At 64.3% G+C, this 19,000-nt stretch carries 14 protein-coding genes; 6 read left to right on the top strand and 8 right to left on the bottom strand.

Going from position 1 to position 19,000, the window contains the following annotated elements:
• Nucleotides 1–24 precede the first annotated feature (24 nt).
• A complete protein-coding gene (locus tag GQA94_RS01035; RefSeq protein ID WP_158189995.1) occupies nt 25–549 on the top strand; it encodes a sterol desaturase family protein in 525 nt (174 codons plus the stop codon).
• Here the strand turns inward: GQA94_RS01035 and GQA94_RS01040 are convergent.
• From GQA94_RS01040 to fni, 5 genes are read right to left on the bottom strand one after another with little or no spacing between them, the layout of a single operon-like run.
• Nucleotides 509–1,435, bottom strand: a complete 927-nt coding sequence (locus tag GQA94_RS01040) for a phytoene/squalene synthase family protein (RefSeq protein ID WP_158186314.1) — start codon at nt 1,433–1,435, stop codon at nt 509–511. The genes GQA94_RS01035 and GQA94_RS01040 overlap by 41 nt on opposite strands.
• Entirely contained in the window at nt 1,432–2,937 is a 1,506-nt protein-coding gene (locus tag GQA94_RS01045) for a phytoene desaturase (RefSeq protein WP_158186315.1), read from the bottom strand. Before GQA94_RS01045 ends, GQA94_RS01040 begins: the two co-directional genes overlap by 4 nt.
• On the bottom strand, nt 2,934–4,100 hold the full coding sequence (gene crtY / locus GQA94_RS01050) for a lycopene beta-cyclase CrtY (protein ID WP_158186316.1): 1,167 nt from the start codon (nt 4,098–4,100) through the stop codon (nt 2,934–2,936). The genes GQA94_RS01045 and crtY overlap by 4 nt, the downstream gene beginning before the upstream one ends.
• A complete protein-coding gene (locus tag GQA94_RS01055) occupies nt 4,093–5,382 on the bottom strand; it encodes a glycosyltransferase (RefSeq protein WP_158186317.1) in 1,290 nt (429 codons plus the stop codon). Before GQA94_RS01055 ends, crtY begins: the two co-directional genes overlap by 8 nt.
• A 45-nt stretch (nt 5,383–5,427) precedes the next feature.
• Nucleotides 5,428–6,477, bottom strand: a complete 1,050-nt coding sequence (fni, locus tag GQA94_RS01060; RefSeq protein WP_158186318.1) for a type 2 isopentenyl-diphosphate Delta-isomerase — start codon at nt 6,475–6,477, stop codon at nt 5,428–5,430.
• Between the two features lie 112 nt (nt 6,478–6,589).
• Between fni and GQA94_RS01065 the strand changes: the two genes are divergently transcribed.
• The 5 genes from GQA94_RS01065 (at nt 6,590) to selO (ending at nt 16,325) form a co-directional block, all read left to right on the top strand.
• On the top strand, nt 6,590–7,492 hold the full coding sequence (locus tag GQA94_RS01065) for a polyprenyl synthetase family protein (RefSeq protein WP_158186319.1): 903 nt from the start codon (nt 6,590–6,592) through the stop codon (nt 7,490–7,492).
• Nucleotides 7,493–7,610: 118 nt separating this feature from the next.
• Entirely contained in the window at nt 7,611–9,413 is a 1,803-nt protein-coding gene (locus tag GQA94_RS01070; protein ID WP_158186320.1) for an acyl-CoA dehydrogenase, read from the top strand.
• A 200-nt stretch (nt 9,414–9,613) separates the two neighbouring features.
• On the top strand, nt 9,614–11,359 hold the full coding sequence (locus tag GQA94_RS01075) for a potassium/proton antiporter (protein ID WP_158186321.1): 1,746 nt from the start codon (nt 9,614–9,616) through the stop codon (nt 11,357–11,359).
• A gap of 109 nt (nt 11,360–11,468) precedes the next feature.
• A complete protein-coding gene (gene mscK / locus GQA94_RS01080) occupies nt 11,469–14,783 on the top strand; it encodes a mechanosensitive channel MscK (protein ID WP_158186322.1) in 3,315 nt (1,104 codons plus the stop codon).
• A gap of 81 nt (nt 14,784–14,864) precedes the next feature.
• Complete coding sequence (gene selO, locus GQA94_RS01085) at nt 14,865–16,325, top strand: protein adenylyltransferase SelO (RefSeq protein ID WP_158186323.1); 1,461 nt, start codon at nt 14,865–14,867, stop codon at nt 16,323–16,325.
• 56 nt (nt 16,326–16,381) lie between these two features.
• Here the strand turns inward: selO and GQA94_RS01090 are convergent, their stop codons facing one another.
• Genes GQA94_RS01090 through GQA94_RS01100 form a run of 3 tightly spaced genes read right to left on the bottom strand, consistent with a single transcriptional unit; the run spans nt 16,382 to nt 18,999 of the window.
• Entirely contained in the window at nt 16,382–17,578 is a 1,197-nt protein-coding gene (locus GQA94_RS01090) for a hybrid sensor histidine kinase/response regulator (RefSeq protein WP_158186324.1), read from the bottom strand.
• A gap of 3 nt (nt 17,579–17,581) precedes the next feature.
• The gene (locus GQA94_RS01095; protein ID WP_158186325.1) at nt 17,582–18,184 is read right to left on the bottom strand and encodes a chemotaxis protein CheB; all 603 of its coding nucleotides are present in this window, start codon (nt 18,182–18,184) and stop codon (nt 17,582–17,584) included.
• A complete protein-coding gene (locus GQA94_RS01100; protein WP_158186326.1) occupies nt 18,181–18,999 on the bottom strand; it encodes a CheR family methyltransferase in 819 nt (272 codons plus the stop codon). Before GQA94_RS01100 ends, GQA94_RS01095 begins: the two co-directional genes overlap by 4 nt.
• Nucleotide 19,000 lies beyond the last annotated feature (1 nt).

Here is a 19,000-nt window from a genome sequence, read left to right on the forward strand (position 1 = left end):
ACCTGCCGAACGAACGGATCGGAGATCGCCGTGCTGACGCCTACATTGGTATTTCTCGCCACCCTGGCCGGTATGGAGCTGTTCGCATGGTGGGCGCACAAGTATGTGATGCACGGTTGGGGCTGGGGCTGGCACAAGTCTCATCACGAGCCACGCGCCGGCTGGTTCGAGACCAACGATCTGTACGCGGTGGTCTTCGCCGGCGTTGCGATCGTGCTGATCGCCCTGGGCACCGCCGGGTATGGCCCACTGGAATGGATCGGCGCGGGAATGACGGCCTACGGCCTGCTGTATTTCGTCGCCCATGATGGGCTGGTCCATCATCGCTGGCCGTTGCGCTATGTACCGCGCAACGGCTATCTCAAGCGTCTTTATCAGGCCCATCGGCTGCACCACGCGGTCGAAGGCAAGGACCGCTGCGTGTCATTCGGCTTCCTCTATGCGCCGCCACTGGCGGTGCTCAAGCAGCAACTGCGCGAGCTGCACGATGGCCCGCTGCGCAAGGCCGCTAGCGCGGACGCGCCCAGAGCGAATCGGGACGGGGCGTGATGCGCATTCGCCGCGAGGCGAGCGCCAGCATGCTCCCGCCCAGCAGGAATTGCAGCTTCTGCGCGCGGCTGGTCGACACGCGTGTATCCCAGGCCGCCGCGCCGCGGGCTTTCACCTCGATCCCGATCTGCCGGTAGATGCCATGGGCCGTTGCGATCGCCCATGCCGAGCGCAGGGGCAGATCGCGCAAACCCTGTGACGCGGACTGGTAGTAAGGCTCAGCCAGATCGACCAACCGCGCCGCGAGCGGCGCCAACGCGGCACGGTGCCGGGGCAGGCTGACTTCATCTTCGGGAACCCCGGCGTCGGCCAGCCAGTCGGCGGGCAGGTAGACCCGACCGATCTCGGCATCCTCGATGATGTCGCGCGCGATATTGCTCAGCTGGAAGGCCAGGCCCAGGTCGCAGGCCCGGTCCAGCGTCGTGTCCGCTTCGGCCCCCATCACACGCGCCATCATCAGCCCCACTACACCGGCGACGCGGTAGCCGTACAGCAGCGTATCGTCGACGGTCCGGTACGCGTAGCGCTGTACATCCATGCCAAAGCCGGCCAAGTGCTCAAGCGGGTACTGCCGGGGAATCCGATGGCGCTCGATGACTTGTTGGAACGCAGCGAATGCCGGATCGCTCATCGGCTCTCCTGCGTAGGCGCGTTCGGTGAGTTCGACCAGTTCGGCCAGGCGCGCCGCGCCGGCAGTGCGGTCGCCCTGGACCTGCCCTTGACCGAGCACCTGGCCGTCGATGACGTCGTCGCAGTGACGGCACCAGGCATAAAGCATCACCGCGCTCTGGCGGGTGCGCTCGTCGAACAGTCTCGCCGCCGCGGCAAAGCTCTTGGAGCCTGCGTTGATCGCCTGCGTCGAATGATCGATAACCTGCTCATTCATCGGGCAAAATCCTCCAGCATCAACCCCGCCGTGGCCTTGGCCGAGCCCACCACGCCGGGAACGCCCGCGCCCGGATGCGTGCCAGCGCCGACGATGTAGAGGTTGGGGATCACATCATCCCGGTTGTGCGGACGGAACCAGGCACTCTGGGTGAGGATCGGCTCCAGGGAGAACGCGGAACCGAGATGGGCACCGAGCTCATCTCGGAAGTCATGCGGGGTGAAGATCCGATGGGTCACCAGATCCTGGCGCAACCCCGGAATATAGTGGCGTTCGAGATATTCGAAGATGCGGTCACGGTACTTCGGTCCTTCCTCCGCCCAGTCGATGTCTGCCGTGCCCAGATGCGGCACCGGCGCCAGCACGTAGTGGCTGGCGCAACCGTCCGGGGCCAGCGACGGGTCGGTCACGCAGGGCGCGTGCAGGTAGAGTGAAAAATCATCGGCCAGGGTTTCGCGCTTGAAGATCTCGTCAATCAGTTCGCGGTAGCGCGGACCAAAACACACGGTGTGATGTTGCAGATGCCGGTGACGACGCTTGAGGCCGAAGTGAATGACGAACAGCGACATGGAAAAGCGCTTGCCGGACAGCCGTTTCGCCTCGTCGCGGCCGCGCGGCTCGTGGCCCAGCAATTGTTTGTAGGTGTTGACCACATCGGCGTTGGACGCCACCGCGTCGGCATCGAAACGGCGACCGTCGCGCGAGACCACCGCACAGGCTCGCCCTTGCGACAGATCGATACGTGCCACTTCGGCGTTCAGCTCCAGCCTGCCGCCCAGATCCTCGAACAGCCGGACCATGCCGCCTACCAGCGCACCGGTACCACCGCGTGGAAACCAGACGCCGCCCTGGCGCTCCAGTGCGTGGATCAGCGCATAGATCGACGAGGTTTCGAATGGGTTGCCACCCACCAGCAACGAGTGAAAGGACAGCGCCTGCCGAAGCCGGTCGTTCTCGACGAACCGCGCCACCACGCTATACACGTCGCGCCAGGCCTGAAGCTTCGCCAGTTGCGGGGCGACCGCGACCATGCTGCGCAACGACAGAAACGGCACGGTGCCGAGCTTGACGTAGCCTTCTTCGTAGACGGCGCGCGAGTAAGCGAGAAAGCGTTGATAGCCGGCGACATCCCTTGGATTGAGCGCGTGAATCTGTCGGTCCAGGGCCGACTGGTCGTTGACGTAATCGAAGCAGTAACCGTCCTCCCAGCACAATCGGTAGAACGGGCTGACCGGCAGCAATTCGACGTAATCGGCCATACGCTTGCCGGCCCCGGCGAACAGCTCCTCCAATGCCGGCGGATCGGTGATCACGGTTGGCCCGGCATCGAATGTGAAACCCTGCTCGTGATAGACATAGGCGCGACCGCCCGGCTTGTCGCGTTTTTCCAGCAGTGTGGTTTGCACGCCGCTGCGCTGCAGCCGAATCGCCAGCGCCAGCCCGCCGAAACCGGCGCCAATCACCACGGCTCGTTTCGCTACACCGCCCGTTGCCGCGTTCATTGATGGTCCTTTTGGTGCAAGTTGACGGCGGCGAGCGCTCGAAGCGCTTCGGCCACCGGCACGGGAGGTTTGCCCGAGACGATGCGCAAGCGGTCCCAGGCCGTCAGGTCAGCCGCGTAGAAACGCTGGATAAGCGGTTCGCGCAGGCCATAGAAACGCTGCATCACAGCCCAGCGGCGGTCCGCCGGCCCGGCCATGAACAACATCCGATTGAGCAGCCGGAAGAATCCGCGGCGCCGCCATTGCGCGAGCGAATAGGCGCGGATCGCTGCGAACAGGCCGGCGGCATCCCAGCGATCCAGCGCAACCAGATGATCGGTCAGGCGTACCGCATCGGGCAGCGAGTAGCCGGTGGTGGGATGGAACAGAGCCGCCGAAAGCCCGCTCTGCGGCACGCCTCGCGCCTCGTCCCAGAAGCCCGGCAGGTCACCGGACAACACGATCGGCAACACGCCCTGCTCCTCGCGCAATCGCTCGTCGACCTGCCAGCCACGCGCATCGACGTAGCGCGCTATGTTGGCTCGCAGGGTATCGAGCGCCACGGCCTCGCCATCGGCGTAATAGGTGTCCTCGATCAGCAGACGGTCAGCGCTCAATGGCAAGACGTAGACGAACCGATAACCGTCGTGCTGAGCGACGCTGGCATCCATGATGATCGGGATTTGCACACCGTGAGGTTGGCGCAGGCGCAACTCCTGGCCAAGGAACTTCTGGTAGCCCAGCGCCAGCCGCGCACTTCGCCGCACCCCACGTCCGTCGATCACCGCGCCGGCATCCAGCACCTGTCCGGTGGACAGGAGAACCCGTCGCGGTTCGATTTGCGAAACAGCCGTCGCCAGGCGCACGCTGTCGCCCAGTTCGGCCATCAGGTACTGGTGGAAGCGGTGTGAAAACAGGCTTGCGTAACCGTTGCCCAGACGCCGCCGCAAATCGGGAAAGATGACCTCGTAGGCCGGCCAGCACTGACCCACCAGCGGCGTCAGCCAAGCCCGCTGCGCAGGCCTCAGGTCGGTTTCGTGGAACGACCAGGTGTGGTTGCCACCCAGCGTGTCGCCCTGCTCCAGCAGCAGGATGCGCAGGTCGGGCCGCCGCTGGCGCAGCCGTAGCGCAAGCAGCCCGTTGGCCAAGCCACCTCCCACGAGGATCAGGTCTGCATCAGCCATGCTCTGCCCCTTTCGCGACCGGCGATTCGATGCCGAGCACCTGTTCGATCAGCCGCGCGGCGCGCGCCGCACCCCCAGCGTCGCGGACCTCCGCGCCCAGGGCCTTTGCTCGTTGGGCGAATCCAGGCTCGTGCAGCAGACGGCGAAGCGCCTGCGCGATGCGTGCACGACTGGCCAAGCGTGGATCGAGTTTCAACCCCACCCCGGCATGAACCACACGCGCGGCGACACCAGGCTGGTCGAAGGCGATCGGCAGCGCCAGGCTCGGCACGCCGGCCTCCAGCGCATCGAGCACAGTGTTAAGCCCGGCATGGGTGATAACGGCATCAGCCCGTGCCAGTACTGCGCGCTGCGGGGCGAAATCGGTGACCCAGCGGCTGCCCGCCCTCTGCAATCGCGCTTGCTGTCGCGCATCGAGGCGACCGCAATGGGCAATCAGCACGGCCACCCCGAGGTCGCGACAGGCCTTGGCGATCCGCTCGAACAACCCGACACGGTCGCCCTGCAGCGTGCCCAGCGAAGCGAATACGAAGGGCTCGCCGGTTGCGATTGGAAGCGCGAGCGCCGGTTCCTCGGATGACGTGTCTCGTAGCGGGCCGACGGCATGGAAGTGCCTGGGTAGCGCGACGCGCGGAAAATCGAAGCCGGGGGTGGCCTGGCTCAGCTGCAGCAAGGGCGACAGGCATTCATCGAGGCGCTGACGCGGCGACAGACCAAACGCGGCCGCATGACGCGAAATGACCTGGGCATGGGCGCGCATTGCCCAGTCATAGACGCCACTGCTGTGCAGATTCAACTGTTCGCCCCAGGGCTCATCGCGATAGCGCCACGGCATTACCGGCAGCGGAACGCGCGCTTCACGGTTGACCGGCAGCGCGCACGCCACCGACACGAAGGGCAGCCCGAGACACTCGGCCACCAGCCCTCCGGCTGGCTCCATTTGATCAGCGATGACGGCATCGGCGCCGATCGCACGCAGCACGGCCGGCGCGTCTCGACAGTACATGTCGGTCGCAGCGGCCATATCGGCGATAACCCGGCGGATGCCCCAGGGGCCGCCCGGCCTCGCTGCCCGATCGATCACGGCCTTGAGCGCGCCGGGCGGATGCGAAACGGCCCCAACCCGGGCGAAACCCAGCTGCGGTTGACGCAGCAGCGCGGCGACGTCCGCCTGCTGCACGAGGGTGACCCGATGCCCGAGGGCCAATAGCGCGCCAGCGATGGCCTCCATGGCGCGCAGGTGGCTGAGAAAGGGCGGTGCGATCACCGCAAAGTGAGCCATCGTGATTCCCCTTGCCGGCTGCGGGCGGCCTGCCGGCGGTTCCCGTCATAGGCTGGACGGATCAAAGACGGGTAACAGCGGCGCCCGCGCAAGTGACGCGAGGTCCGCCGAGCCGGTGCAGAAACAAGCGACTCTCAGCTGCTCGATCATGATCTGGAAATGCTCGATCACCGCCTGGGGTCCGATTAACGCCGCGTCCAGCACACCGGCCGCCTGGCCGACCAGGTCGGCCCCGAGGCGAATCGCCTTGGCCGCGTCGATGCCATCTCGGATACCGCCCGAAGCAATCAGATGCGCGCCGGGGCACGCCTGACGCACCCGCACGATGGCTTGTGCACTGGGGATGCCCCATCCGGCGAACGCCTGGGCGATGGCGCGTTGCCGCGGGTCTGGCGCGCGCTCGGCCTCGACCGCGGCCCAACTGGTTCCACCGGCGCCCGCGACGTCGATCACCGAAACACCGGCATCCAGTAGCCGCCGCGCCACCGACGCACAGATGCCAGCGCCCACTTCCTTGGCCACCAGCGGCACAGGGAGCCGTACGGCCAGCGCCTCGATTGCGCTCAGAACACCCCGCCAGTCGCGGTCGCCGCCCGCCTGCACAGCCTCCTGCAATGGATTGAGATGAATGATCAGCGCATCCGCGTCGATCATCTCTACCGCGCGCTGCGCCTCGTCCAGCCCGTAACCGGCGACCAACTGCGCAGCGCCGAAGTTCGCCAGCAGCGGGATGGAAGGCGCCAGCTGCCTCAACTGCCGCGTCAGCCCGTGATCCGCGCCGGTGTCCAGCGCGATGCGTTGCGAGCCGACGGCCAGGGCGATGCCCAGCACCTCGGCCGCCTCTGCCAGGTGTCGATTGATCTGGGTCGCGCGTGCAGCCCCGCCGGTCATGGAACTGATCAGCACGGGCGCTGCCAGGTCCCGCCCGAACAACACACTGCGGGTATCGATGTCCTCCAGACGCAACTCTGGCAGGGCGCAGTGCTCGAATCTCAGGGCGGCGAAGCCGGTGTCCACTGCGGAACAGGCGCGGCGCGGGTCAAGAACGATATCCAAATGTTCGTTCTTGCGGTCCGCAAAAGAATCTTTGCTCATAAGGCGCCTCGTTCGATGACTTTATGTTGACGGATGCGGTCATTAAAAGTGCCAAGACTTGTACAAGCTGTACAACATTGTCACAGCACCTGAACCGATACAGGAGGTCGCCATGGCCACCGTGATGCTGGATAAGCGGCTCGATTTCGAGCGGACACTCGGTGCGCTGCGCGCGCAGGTCGACGACCGGTTGAGCCAATGGCTGCCTCGGTGCCCACCCCAGGATGCCATCGGCGTCGCCATGCGTGACGGCACCCTGGCCCCCGGCAAACGGATTCGCCCGTTGTTGCTGTTGTTGACGCTCAAGGACTTGCAACAGGACGGCCTGCACGACGTTGCGCTCGACCTGGCCTGTGCATTGGAAATGCTGCACGCGGCGTCGCTGATTCTGGACGACATGCCGTGCATGGATAACGCCGAGCTGCGGCGCGGCAGACCGACCATCCACCGGCAGTTCGGCGAAGACGTAGCGGTATTGGGCTCGGTTGCTCTGCTCAGTCAGGCGTTCAGCATAGCCGCGTCCGCCGAGGGTATCGATCCGGCAACGCGAAACCGCCTGGTGCGCCTGCTAGCGACCAGCACCGGCACTCAGGGGCTGGTTCAAGGGCAGTTCCATGATCTGCGCGAAGGCAGGCAGAGCCGGCCCCTGGAAGCCATTACCCACACCAACCGCCTGAAAACCTGTCCGCTGTTCACCGCGGCCGTGGAGCTCGCCGCCCTGCTCAGCGGCGCGAGCACCTCCTGCGCACGCCATCTGACCGGATTCGCGACGGAACTCGGTCTGGCTTTTCAGCTGCTCGACGACCTCGCCGATGGGCTCAGCCCTCAACACAGCGGCAAGGATGCCGGCAAGGATCGGGGCAAGAGCACCCTCGTGACGCTGCTCGGCCCGGAGGCGGCCAGGCGCCAGGTCGAGCTGCATATCACGCACGCAGGCCAACACCTGACCGATGCCGATATTGCCGACGGACACCTCGCCCAGGCCCTTGAGTATTTCTGCACCCGCTGTCACTGAGAGCCCGCGGGTCACCCTGGCAGGGACCGCTGTGTCGTTTCATCACTCCAATGTATGGTGCTAGGCAGCCGTCTCGGCGCGTCCTTAGACTCTGGCGCATAGAAACGGAGAAACCTACATGTCCGAGACTCTGCTCTGCCCACGCAACCTGGCGTTCGAACTCTACGAAGTCCTCGACGCCGAAGCCCTGACCGAACGCGAGCGCTTCGCCGACCACAGCCGCGAAACCTTCACCGCCGCGCTGGACACCGCTCGCAGCATCGCCGAGAACCTCTTCGCTCCGCATAACCGCAAGGCCGACGAGAACGAGCCGATCTACCGGGACGGTGAAGCGGTCCTGATTCCCGAGGTGAAGCCGGCGGTCGATGCGTTCATCGAAGCGGGTTTCCACAACGCCTCGCGCAGCTTCGAAGACGGCGGCATGCAGCTCCCCAACCTGCTCGCCCGCGCCTGCTTTGCGCATTTCCAAGCCGCCAACGTCGGCACCTCCTCGTACGCCATGCTGACCATGGGCGCCTCGCACCTGATCGAAACCTTCGGCAGTGAGGAGCAAAGGCAGCGCTTCCTGCAGCCAATGCTCGAAGGCCGCTTCTTCGGCACCATGGCGCTGACCGAGCCTCATGCCGGTTCGTCCCTGTCCGACCTGCGCACCCGCGCCGAGCCGGCGGGTGATGGCACCTATCGGTTGAAAGGCAACAAGATCTTCATTTCCGGCGGCGACCATCCGCTGTCGGAAAACATCGTGCACATGGTTCTGGCCAAGTTGCCGGATGCGCCGCCCGGCGTAAAAGGCATCAGCCTGTTCATCGTGCCCAAGTTCCTGGTCAACGATGACGGCTCGCTGGGTGAGCGGAACGACGTGGTGCTGGCGGGGCTGTTCCACAAGATGGGCTGGCGCGGCACGACGTCGACCGCGCTGAACTTCGGCGACAACGGCCACTGCGTCGGTTATCTGGTCGGCGAGCCGCATAAAGGCTTGTCGTATATGTTCCAGATGATGAACGAGGCGCGAATCGGTGTCGGCATGGGTGCGATCATGCTTGGCTACGCCGGCTACCTGTACTCGTTGAACTACGCCCGCGAGCGTCCCCAGGGGCGTCTGCCTGACGGCAAGAACCCGGCGTCCGCCCAGGTTCCGATCATCCAGCACACCGACATCAAGCGCATGCTGCTGACCCAGAAAGCCTACGTCGAAGGCGCGTTCGACCTCGGCCTGTATGCCGCGCGCCTGGTGGACGAACAACATACCGCGCCGAGCGAGGACGACCGCAAGCACGCCCATGAGCTATTGGACCTGCTCACGCCGATCGTCAAATCCTGGCCCTCGGAGTTCTGCCTCAAGGCCAACGAGCTGGCGATCCAGATTCTTGGCGGCCATGGCTACACCCGGGAATATCCGGTCGAGCAGTACTACCGCGACAATCGCCTGAACCCGATCCACGAAGGCACGCATGGCATCCAGTCGCTGGACCTGCTGGCACGCAAGCTGAGCCAGAACGGCGGGGCAGGCCTGCGTCAGCTGGTCGGTCTTGTCCAGGGCACGTGCAAACGCGCCGGCGAGTTCAGCTCGCTGGATGCGCTGCGCCAGCCGCTGGAGCAGTTACTGGCACGCCTGACCGAGGTGACCCAAGGGCTGCTGGGCGACCTGATGGCCGGCAAGGTCAACCTGGCCCTGGCCAATTCGGCGCTGTACCTGAAGGTCTTCGGCCACACGGTGATTGGCTGGCGCTGGCTGGAGCAGGCGATTCGCGCCGAACAGGGGTTGGCGGGCGGCAACGCTGCTGATGCCGACTTCTACCGCGGGAAGCTGCAGGCGGCGCGCTATTTCCTGACCTGGGAAGTGCCGAGCTGCCATCACGAGCTGGCCATCCTCGCGCGCCGCGACGACACCTGCCTGAGCATGCAGGACGACTGGTTCTGACACCCGTGCACGACACGCAGCCGAGCCGGGGCGTGTCGCGCAGCTTGCCACCATCCAGCCGCGATCGACGGGCGCACCCCCGCCCGCACGCCCCGGTCTCTGCGTCAGACCTTTTTTGACAGCTCTCCAAATCAGCAGGTTAGAATCGCTGGCATGCGCCGTGCATATTGGCTGGCGGCACTAACCCTCGGAGAGCGCGCTTGGATATCGGCAACATCAACCACCTGTTTTTTATCGGTGCCTTGTTGGTTGCGGCGAGCATCCTGATGAGCTCTTTATCGACTCGCCTCGGCGTGCCGATCCTGGTGATCTTTCTCGCGGTTGGCATGCTCGCCGGGGTCGACGGCATCGGCGGTATCGTCTTCGACGATTATTCGCTGGCCTTTCTGATCAGTAACCTGGCACTTGCGATCATCCTGCTCGACGGTGGCATGCGTACCCGCGCCGCCACGTTCCGCGTCGCCCTGTGGCCGGCATTCTCGCTGGCGACTGCCGGTGTCGTGATCACTTCCGGCCTGACTGGCCTTGCGGCGGCCTGGCTGTTTCAACTGCCATTGATGCAGGGCCTGCTCATCGGCGCCATCGTCGGATCGACCGACGCGGCGGTGGTGTTCAACCTGCTCAACGGGCGCGGCCTCAACGAGCGGGTCGGCTCGACCCTGGAAATCGAGTCCGGCAGCAACGATCCGATGGCCATGTTCCTCACCGTTGCCCTGATCGACATGCTCGCCTCCGGCCAGAGCGGGTTTGGTTGGAGCTTTTTCGTCAGCCTGCTGCAACAGTTCGGGATCGGCACGTTGCTGGGCCTGGGCGGCGGTTGGCTGCTGCTGCACCTGATCAACCGCCTCTCGGTCGCCGATGGGCTCTACCCGCTTTTGGCCGTCAGCGGCGGCATCATGATATATGCGCTGTCTGGCGCCATCGGCGGCAGCGGCATCCTCGCGGTCTACGTCTGCGGCTTGCTGTTGGGCAACCGCCCCATCCGTAATCGTCACGGCATCCTGCACATGTTCGACGGCCTGGCCTGGCTCAGCCAGATCGGCATGTTCCTGGTGCTCGGCCTGTTGCTCACCCCCAGCGAGCTGTTGCCAATCGCCTTGCCGGCGCTGGCGCTTTCGCTGTGGATGATCCTGTTCGCCCGACCGCTGGCGGTGTTCATCGGCCTGTTGCCATTTCGCAGTTTTCATCTGCGCGAGCGGCTGTTCATTTCCTGGATCGGCCTGCGCGGCGCAGTCCCGGTGATCCTCGCCGTCTTCCCGTTGATGGCGGGCCTGGAAAACGCCCAGCTGTTCTTCAACGTCGCCTTCTTCATCGTGCTGGTCTCACTGCTTCTGCAAGGCACGACGCTGACCTGGGCGGCGAAGAAGGCCAAGGTCGAGGTCCCACCGTCACCGCTGCCGATCTCGCGTGCGGGCCTGCAGATCCATACCACCAGCCAGTGGGAAATGTTCATCTATCGGCTTACGGCCAAGAAATGGTGCGTGGGCGCTGCCCTGCGGGAACTGAAAATGCCGGCTGGCACGCGTATCGCCGCGCTGTTTCGCGGCAAGGCGCTGCTGCACCCGTCTGGCAGCACCCGCCTGCAGGTCGACGACATCCTCTGCGTGATCGGCCACGAGGAAGACCTGCCGGCCCTCGGCAAACTTTTCAGCGAGGCACCCCAGCGTGGGCGCGACATGCGTTTCTTCGGTGATTTCATCCTCGAGAGCGAGGCCCAGATGAGTGCCCTGGCGGCCCTCTACGGTCTGAAACTGGGCGATGTGGACGGCGACCAGCAGATCGGCCAGTTCATGGCCGAGCGGGTCGGCGGCAAGCCGGTCGTGGGCGATCAGATCGAGTGGAACGGCCTGACCTGGACCATCGCGGCAATGGAGCATGGCGAGGTGCGCAAGGTCGGCCTGAAGTTTCCCGAGGGCAACACGCCTGGCCCCAGCCTGCACTTCTGAGGGTCGCGCCGCCCATGCAGGCTGCGACCGAAGCGTTCCGATCTGCGGGCTCGCCTCGGCCACCCGCAGCCCTTAGACTCCGCACTCATTCTGCATTTCGATAGTACCCATGGCCTCTTTGCGCACCCTGATGCTGGCGACCTTGCTTGCCATCGCCCCGCTTTCCGCCTTCGTTCATGCCGCCCCTGCGGTGCCCGGTCTCACCGCTAGCCAGCCAGCCGAAGCGGAGACCCCCAAGGATGTACAACCCAGCGCCGATGAACGTGCTCAGCGATTTACCGAGCAGGCCGAATCCGCTCAACAGCGCCTGTCGGAGCTCAAGGCCGAGCTTGCCGGCGCCTCGAAGGAAATCGCCACCGCGCAGCAGGCGCTGAGCAAGCTCAAGGAAAGCGACACCCGTGAGCTGGCCGCCCAACTGGCGAAACTATCGGTCCCTGCGCTCGAACAACGATTGGCCGAACGCGTCGAGGAGCTGTCGACCTGGCAAACGGCCCTGACCGCGGCCAATAGCATGATCATCAGTGCGCAGACGCGCCCCGAGCGCGCCCAGGCGGACATCAGCAAGCACCAGACGCGCATCGACGAGATCAACAGCCTGCTGAAGACGGGGCGCGAAGGCGGCAAACCGTTGAACGACGAGCGCCGTGCAATGCTTGGCGCCGAGAAAACCGCCCTCAGCGCGCAGATCGAATTGCGCCGCAGCGAGCTGGCCGGCAATAGCCAGTTGCAGGATCTCGGCGTCGCGCGGCGTGACCTGCTGGCCGCGCGCATCGCCCGTGCCGAACAGGAAACCATTGCGCTGCAGACGGCGATCAACGACAAGCGCCGGGAAGAATCCGAGCAGACCGTCGCCGAGTTCTCGATGAAGGCCGAGAAGGCCGGCTCGGACAAGCTTCTGCCCGCCGAAAGCGCGGAGAACCGCCGGCTGTCGGGCTATCTGCTACGCGCCACCGAGCGCCTCAACGACCTGACGCAGCAGAACCTGCAGACCCGCCAACAGCTCGATACGCTCAATCAGGCCGATCAGGCGCTCGAAGAACAGATCGCCGTACTCGAAGGCAGCCTGTTGCTGTCCAAGGTCCTGTATCAGCAGCAGCAGGCGCTGCCACAACTGACGCTGGACAAGAACCTGGCGGACGAAATCGCCGATATCCGCTTGTACCAGTTCGAGCTGAACCAGCGCCGCGAGTCCAGCGGCAACGCCGAGGACTATGTCGACCAACAGCTCGCCAACCAGCCACCGAGCGAGGTGACGCCGGAATTGCGCAGCGCGTTGCTGGAACTGGTACGGACCCGGAGCGAACTGCTCGATCGACTCAATCACGAACTCAACGCCCTGCTCAGCGAGTCGATCACGCTGCAGTTGAACCAGCGCCAGCTACAGACCAAGGCCCAGGCCATGCGCGAAACGCTGGACGAGCAGATGTTCTGGATTCCGAGCAACCGGCCGCTCGACCTGGACTGGTTCAAGAGCGTGCCGACCCTGCTCGAACGCCAACTGCAGGCGATGCCCTGGGCCTCGGTATTCCAGGCGCTCGGCGCCGGACTGTTCGAGCGTCCGCTGTTCTTCGTGCCGCTGCTGCTGGTGATCGGGCTCCTGCTGTGGCGCCGCAACGCCATCAACGCCAAACTCGATTCGCTGAGCAACGACATCGGGCACTTCCGCAACGACAGTCAGTTGCACACGCCGCTGGCACTGCTGCTGAACCTGCTGCTGGCGCTTCCCGGCGCGCTGTTCCTGGCGCTTTGCGGGTATGTCCTGCAGATGGATGGCCGAGAGCAAAACTTCAGCCTGGGTGCCGCGTTCTACCAGATGGCGCAAGCCTGGCTGGTGTTCTACACCGCTTACCGCATGCTTTCGCCCAACCGCGTCGCCGAGACGCATTTCGGCTGGTTCCGTCCGCAGGTAGCGTTTCTGCGCAGCGAAATCCGTCGGCTGGGCCTGGTGGTGATGGCATTGGTCGCCGTGGTGGCGATCGCCGAACACCAGCCGGGCAGCCTGGTCGACGACGTGATCGGCATCGTCGTCGTGCTTACCTGCTATGCGCTGATGAGCTGGCGCCTGACCCGCCTGTTGCTCAAAGGTCCTTCCAGCCAGAACGCACCGCCGGTGAGGCGCTTCATCGGCCTGCTGTTCAGCATCCTGCCGCTGGCACTGATCGTGGTGGTAGGGCTCGGTTACTACTACACGGCGCTGAAGCTGACCGGCCGACTGATCGATACCCTGTACCTGATGCTCGCCTGGATCGTCATCGAGGCGACGCTGGTCCGGGGCCTGACCGTCGCCGCCCGACGCCTGGCCTATCAGCGCGCGCTGGCCCGACGCGAAGCACAGATCGACGACGGCACCGACACCAGCGAAGCCGCTGGCGAGCCCGGAATGGACATCGAACAGGTCAACCAGCAGTCGTTGCGACTGACTCGCCTGGCCATGTTCGGCCTGTTTTTCGCGGTGCTGTATTGGGTCTGGTCCGACTTGATCAGCGTCGTGTCTTATCTCGATAACGTGGTGCTGTACGAGTTCGTCAGCGGCGCCGGGGACACCGCGACCAGCAACGCCATCACGCTCAACAACCTGCTCGGCGCGCTGCTGATCATCGCCATTACCATCGCACTGGCGCGCAATCTGCCCGGCCTGCTGGAAGTGCTGGTGCTGTCCAAGATGCGCCTGGCGCAAGGCAGCGCCTATGCCACCACCACACTGCTGTCCTACGCGCTTGCCAGCGTCGGCATCGTTTCCACGTTGTCGACGCTCGGGGTCAGCTGGGACAAACTGCAATGGCTGGTTGCGGCGCTGTCGGTCGGGCTCGGCTTCGGCATGCAGGAAATCTTCGCCAACTTCATCTCGGGCCTGATCATCCTGTTCGAGCGCCCGGTGCGGATCGGCGACGTGGTGACCATCGGCAACCTGTCCGGCACGGTCAGCCGGATTCGCATCCGCGCCACCACCATCACCGATTTCGACCGCAAGGACATCATCGTCCCGAACAAGACCTTCATCACCGGACAACTGATCAACTGGTCGCTGAGCGATACCGTGACCCGCGTGACGATCAAGGTGGGCGTCGCCTACGGCTCGGACCTGGACCTGGTCAAGAAACTGCTCTACAAGGCCGCGCAGGACAACCCACGCGTGCTGAAGGACCCCGAACCTCTGGTGCTGTTCCTTACCTTTGGCGAAAGCACGCTCGACCATGAGCTGCGCATCCACGTGCGCGACCTCGGTGACCGCAACCCCGCGACGGATGAAATCAATCGATTCATCGACCGGGAATTCGCCAAGGCCGGGATCAACATTGCGTTCCGCCAGGTGGACGTGTTCCTGAAGAACTTCGACGGCAGACTGCTGCAATTGGGCGCCGCATCCGGAACCCGGCAGGCCGATGACAAGCCCGTGCCGCCGCCCGCCGACAGTCCGGCCTGAGGAACGTCGACACCGGCGCGGCCTCCAAGATTCAAGTGCGCTCGTTCAACGGGCGCGGCACACCCTTGCGCCGGAGACACCGTGAAGACACTCACCGAGCTGAATTTCGACAATCGCTTCGCCCGTCTTGGCGATGTGTTCTCCACCGAGGTGATGCCGCAACCGCTGCACGCGCCGCGCCTGGTGGTTGCCAGCGAAGCAGCCATGGCGCTGCTCGATCTCGACCCGGCGGTGAAGGACGATCCGCTGTTCGCCGAGCTGTTCTCCGGCCACAAGCTATGGAGCACTGCCGAGCCACGCGCGATGGTCTATTCCGGCCATCAGTTCGGCGGTTATAACCCGCGCCTGGGCGACGGACGCGGGCTGTTGCTGGGCGAAGTGGTCAACGAGGCGGGCGAGCACTGGGACCTGCACCTCAAGGGCGCCGGCAAGACGCCCTACTCGCGGATGGGCGACGGCCGCGCCGTGCTGCGTTCATCGATTCGTGAGTTTCTGGCCAGCGAGCATCTGCACGCACTCGGCATTCCCAGCTCGCGCGCGCTCTGCGTGACCGGCTCCGATACACCGGTCTATCGCGAGCGCCAGGAACGCGGCGCGATGCTGCTGCGCCTGGCGCCCAGTCACGTGCGCTTCGGCCATTTCGAGTTTTTCTACTACACCCGACAACACGATGAGCTGAAGCAGCTGCTCGACCACGTCGTCGAGTCTCACTTTGCCGAGTGCCTCGAGCATCCCGAGCCTTACCATTCGTTCTTCCGCGAAGTGCTGGAGCGCACCGCCGAGCTGATCGCTTACTGGCAGGCGTATGGCTTCTGTCATGGCGTGATGAATACCGACAACATGTCGATCCTGGGCATCACCTTCGATTTCGGCCCATACGCGTTCCTCGACGACTTCGACGCGCGCTTCATCTGCAACCATTCCGATGACGCCGGACGCTACAGCTACGAGAACCAGGTGCCCATCGCGCACTGGAACCTGGCTGCGCTGGCCCAGGCGCTGACGCCTCTGATTGCCATCGAGCAGCTGCGCGAGACGATGAACCTGTTCCTGCCGATCTATGAAGCCGCCTGGCTCGACCTGATGCGCCGGCGCCTGGGCTTGGCCAGCGCCGAGGATGACGACCAGGCACTGGTGCAGCGTCTGCTGCAACTGATGCAGGGCAGCGCCATCGACTATACGAACTTCTTCCGTGAACTCGGCGAGCAGGCGCCGGAGCAGGCCCTGGCTCGGCTACGCGAGGACTTCATCGACATCAAGGGATTCGACGAATGGGCCGCGACCTACGGCCAGCGCACCCAGCGCGAAGGCGACGACCAGGACGCTCGGCGAGCACGCATGCATGCGGTCAACCCGAAGTACATCCTGCGCAATTACCTCGCCCAGCAGGCCATCGAAGCGGCCGAAGCAGGCGATTACGGCCCGGTGCGTGAACTGCATGCCGTGTTGAGCCACCCCTTCGACGATCAACCGGGCATGGAACGCTACGCCGAGCGGCCACCGGAATGGGGCAAGCACCTGGAAATCAGCTGCTCATCCTGAACCTCGCAGGCCCCCGTTCGCGGAGCAACCCGACAGGGCCGCGAACGATCTCGGCCTCAGGATTCGCCGGCCAATGGCAGCAGCACACGGAACAGCGCACCCTTGCCCTCTTCGCTTTCGACCTGGATGCGACCGTTGTGCGCCTTGACGATCTGCTCGGCGATGAACAGTCCCAGCCCCAGCCCGGCGCTGTTTTCACTGCCTTCGGCTCGCTCGAACTGGCAGAAGATCCTTTGCAGGCTCTTCTTGTTGATGCCGATGCCCTGGTCGCTTACCTCGATACAGGCCGTGGTCGGGCTGGCATTGACGTTCACCTGCACCGGCTTGCCGGCGCCGTAGCGCATGGCGTTGGTCAACAGGTTCGCCAGGACCTGTTCGATACGGAACTCGTCCCAGACGCCCACGATGGGCTCCGGGCGCTGGAACAGCAGCGTGCAGCCACTGGCCTCCATCTGTGGCGCGAAGTTCTCCACCACGCTGGCGGTCAGCTTGCCCAGATCGACCCGGCTGGGACGGATCGACAACTTGCCGGTGCGAATCCTTGAAACATCGAGCATGTCGTCGATCAGGCGGATCAGGCTCTGGATCTGCCGCTCATCCTTGTCGACCATCTGCCGCAACTTGTCTTCGCTAAAGGCTGCGAAGTTGTTTCGCCCGAGTTGCAGCTTGCGCAACTGCACTTCGAGAATCAGCGTGTTGAGCGGTGTTTTCAGCTCATGGGAGACGATCGACATGAAGTCGTCGCGCATGCGCACCGCGTCCTCCAGCTCGCCTTTGATGCTGCGCAGTTCATCGAGCAGCACCTCCTGCTCACGGCGGCTTCGCTCCAGGGCTTCGAGCTGACGAGCCAGCCGCTTGCGGTTGCGGTACAGGTCGACGAATACGCTCACTTTGCTGCGCACGGCATGGGTGTCCAGCGGCTTCTGCATGAAGTCGACGGCGCCGCTCTCGTATCCCTTGAAGGCGTAGTTCAGCTCGCGCCCGGCGGCGCTGACGAAGACGATGGGAATCTGCTTGGTGCGTTCGGTGCCGCGCATCAGTTCGGCCAGCTGAAAACCGTCCATGCCGGGCATCTGCACGTCGAGAATGGCCAGCGCGAACTCATGTTGCAACAGCAACTCGAGCGCTTGCTCCGCCGATTCGGCCTGATGCACGCGAACGCCCGGGCTCCTGAGAATGGCGTCCAGCGCCAGCAGGTTTTCCGGCAGGTCATCGACGATCAGCAGGTTCGCTTCATCGGTGTAGTCGGGCATCGGTCACTCCAGTTCGCGCAACAGACGATGAATATCGCGCAAGGGCAAAATGTAATCCGGCGCAAAGCGCTGGAGTGCAGCAAGCGGCATGGTTGGAACCTCGGCTTGTGCCGGGTCCTGGACGATGGTGACGCCACCGGCGCGCCTGATGGCGTCCAGCCCGGCTGCGCCATCTTCATTGGCTCCGGTCATCAGGATACCGGCGACCCGCTCGCCCCAGGCGTCAGCGGCCGACTCGAACAACACGTCGATCGAAGGCCGCGAAAAATGAACGGCATCGTCCTGGCTGAGCGACAGGGTCAGGTCCGCCTCCACCAGCAAGTGATATCCCGGCGCGGCGAAGTACAGGGTCCCGCCACGCACCGTCTCCTTGTCGTCCGCCTCCTTGACCCTCAGGTCCGTCTTGCGCTGGAAAATCTCGGCCAGCTGCGTCGGCCCGCTCGCGGGTATGTGCTGGACCATCAGCAACGGCTGGCGCAGGGTGCGAGGCAACCCTTCCACCACCACGCTCAGCGCAGCCAGACCGCCCGCCGATGCGCCAATCACCACGGCATCGACCTGCCGGGCAAGAGGTTTGGCTTGAATGTCGGTGGCCGCGTATTTCATAGCTTGCGGAAGATCCGTTCCTGCTTGTCTAACGCTTCGTAGCGTCCAGCGTAGCCGGAGAACTCCACGGTTTCCTTGCTGCCGAGGCCGAGAAATCCGCGGTGGCAGAGGGAGTCGTGAAACAGGCCAAAGGCCCGATCCTGCAAGGGCTTGTTGAAATAGATCAGGACGTTGCGGCAGGAAATCAACTGGGTCTCAGCGAATACGCTGTCCGTCGCCAAGCTATGATCGGCAAACGTGACCTTCTCTTTCAATGACTTATCCATGATCGCCGAGTCATAGGCGGCCGTGTAGTAATTGCTCAGGCTCTGCTTGCCACCGGCGCGCTGGTAGTTCTCGGTGTACTGGCGCATGTCGCCGATATCGAATATGCCCCGGCGGGCCTGCTCCAGCGAACGCGGATTGATGTCGGTTGCATAGAGGATGGTGCGATCGAGCAGGCCCTCTTCCTTGAGCAGGATGGCCATCGAATAAACCTCCTCTCCCGTGCTGCAACCGGCGATCCAGACCTTGAGCGACGGATAGGTACGCAGCACCGGAACCACCTGCTCACGCAGCGCCAGGAAATAACTCGGATCGCGAAACATCTCGCTCACCGGAATGGTGAGGAACTGCAGCAGCTCCATGAACGCCTGCGGATCGTAGAGAATCCGACGCTGCAGTTCGGAGATGCTCTCGCACTGCATCTGCTTCAAGGCCAGCAGTATCCGACGCTTGAGCGAGGCCCCGGAATAGTCGCGAAAATCGTAGCTATAGCGCAGGTAGATCGCTTCGATGAGCAGCTTCAGCTCGATGGCCTGGGTGCGTTCGGGCATG

This window comes from Stutzerimonas stutzeri, assembly GCF_009789555.1.
Taxonomy (GTDB): domain Bacteria; phylum Pseudomonadota; class Gammaproteobacteria; order Pseudomonadales; family Pseudomonadaceae; genus Stutzerimonas; species Stutzerimonas stutzeri_R.

Excerpts from the sequence above, each read along its gene's own strand:
- GQA94_RS01090 (WP_158186324.1), bottom strand. The coding sequence starts at position 17,578 with ATGCCCGACTACACCGATGAAGCGAACCTGCTGATCGTCGATGACCTG.
- GQA94_RS01040 (WP_158186314.1), bottom strand. The coding sequence starts at position 1,435 with ATGAATGAGCAGGTTATCGATCATTCGACGCAGGCGATCAACGCAGGC.
- GQA94_RS01065 (WP_158186319.1), top strand. The coding sequence starts at position 6,590 with ATGGCCACCGTGATGCTGGATAAGCGGCTCGATTTCGAGCGGACACTC.
- GQA94_RS01045 (WP_158186315.1), bottom strand. The coding sequence starts at position 2,937 with ATGAACGCGGCAACGGGCGGTGTAGCGAAACGAGCCGTGGTGATTGGC.
- crtY (WP_158186316.1), bottom strand. The coding sequence starts at position 4,100 with ATGGCTGATGCAGACCTGATCCTCGTGGGAGGTGGCTTGGCCAACGGG.
- GQA94_RS01095 (WP_158186325.1), bottom strand. The coding sequence starts at position 18,184 with ATGAAATACGCGGCCACCGACATTCAAGCCAAACCTCTTGCCCGGCAG.
- GQA94_RS01055 (WP_158186317.1), bottom strand. The coding sequence starts at position 5,382 with ATGGCTCACTTTGCGGTGATCGCACCGCCCTTTCTCAGCCACCTGCGC.
- fni (WP_158186318.1), bottom strand. The coding sequence starts at position 6,477 with ATGAGCAAAGATTCTTTTGCGGACCGCAAGAACGAACATTTGGATATC.
- GQA94_RS01100 (WP_158186326.1), bottom strand. The coding sequence starts at position 18,999 with ATGCCCGAACGCACCCAGGCCATCGAGCTGAAGCTGCTCATCGAAGCG.
- GQA94_RS01070 (WP_158186320.1), top strand. The coding sequence starts at position 7,611 with ATGTCCGAGACTCTGCTCTGCCCACGCAACCTGGCGTTCGAACTCTAC.
- mscK (WP_158186322.1), top strand. The coding sequence starts at position 11,469 with ATGGCCTCTTTGCGCACCCTGATGCTGGCGACCTTGCTTGCCATCGCC.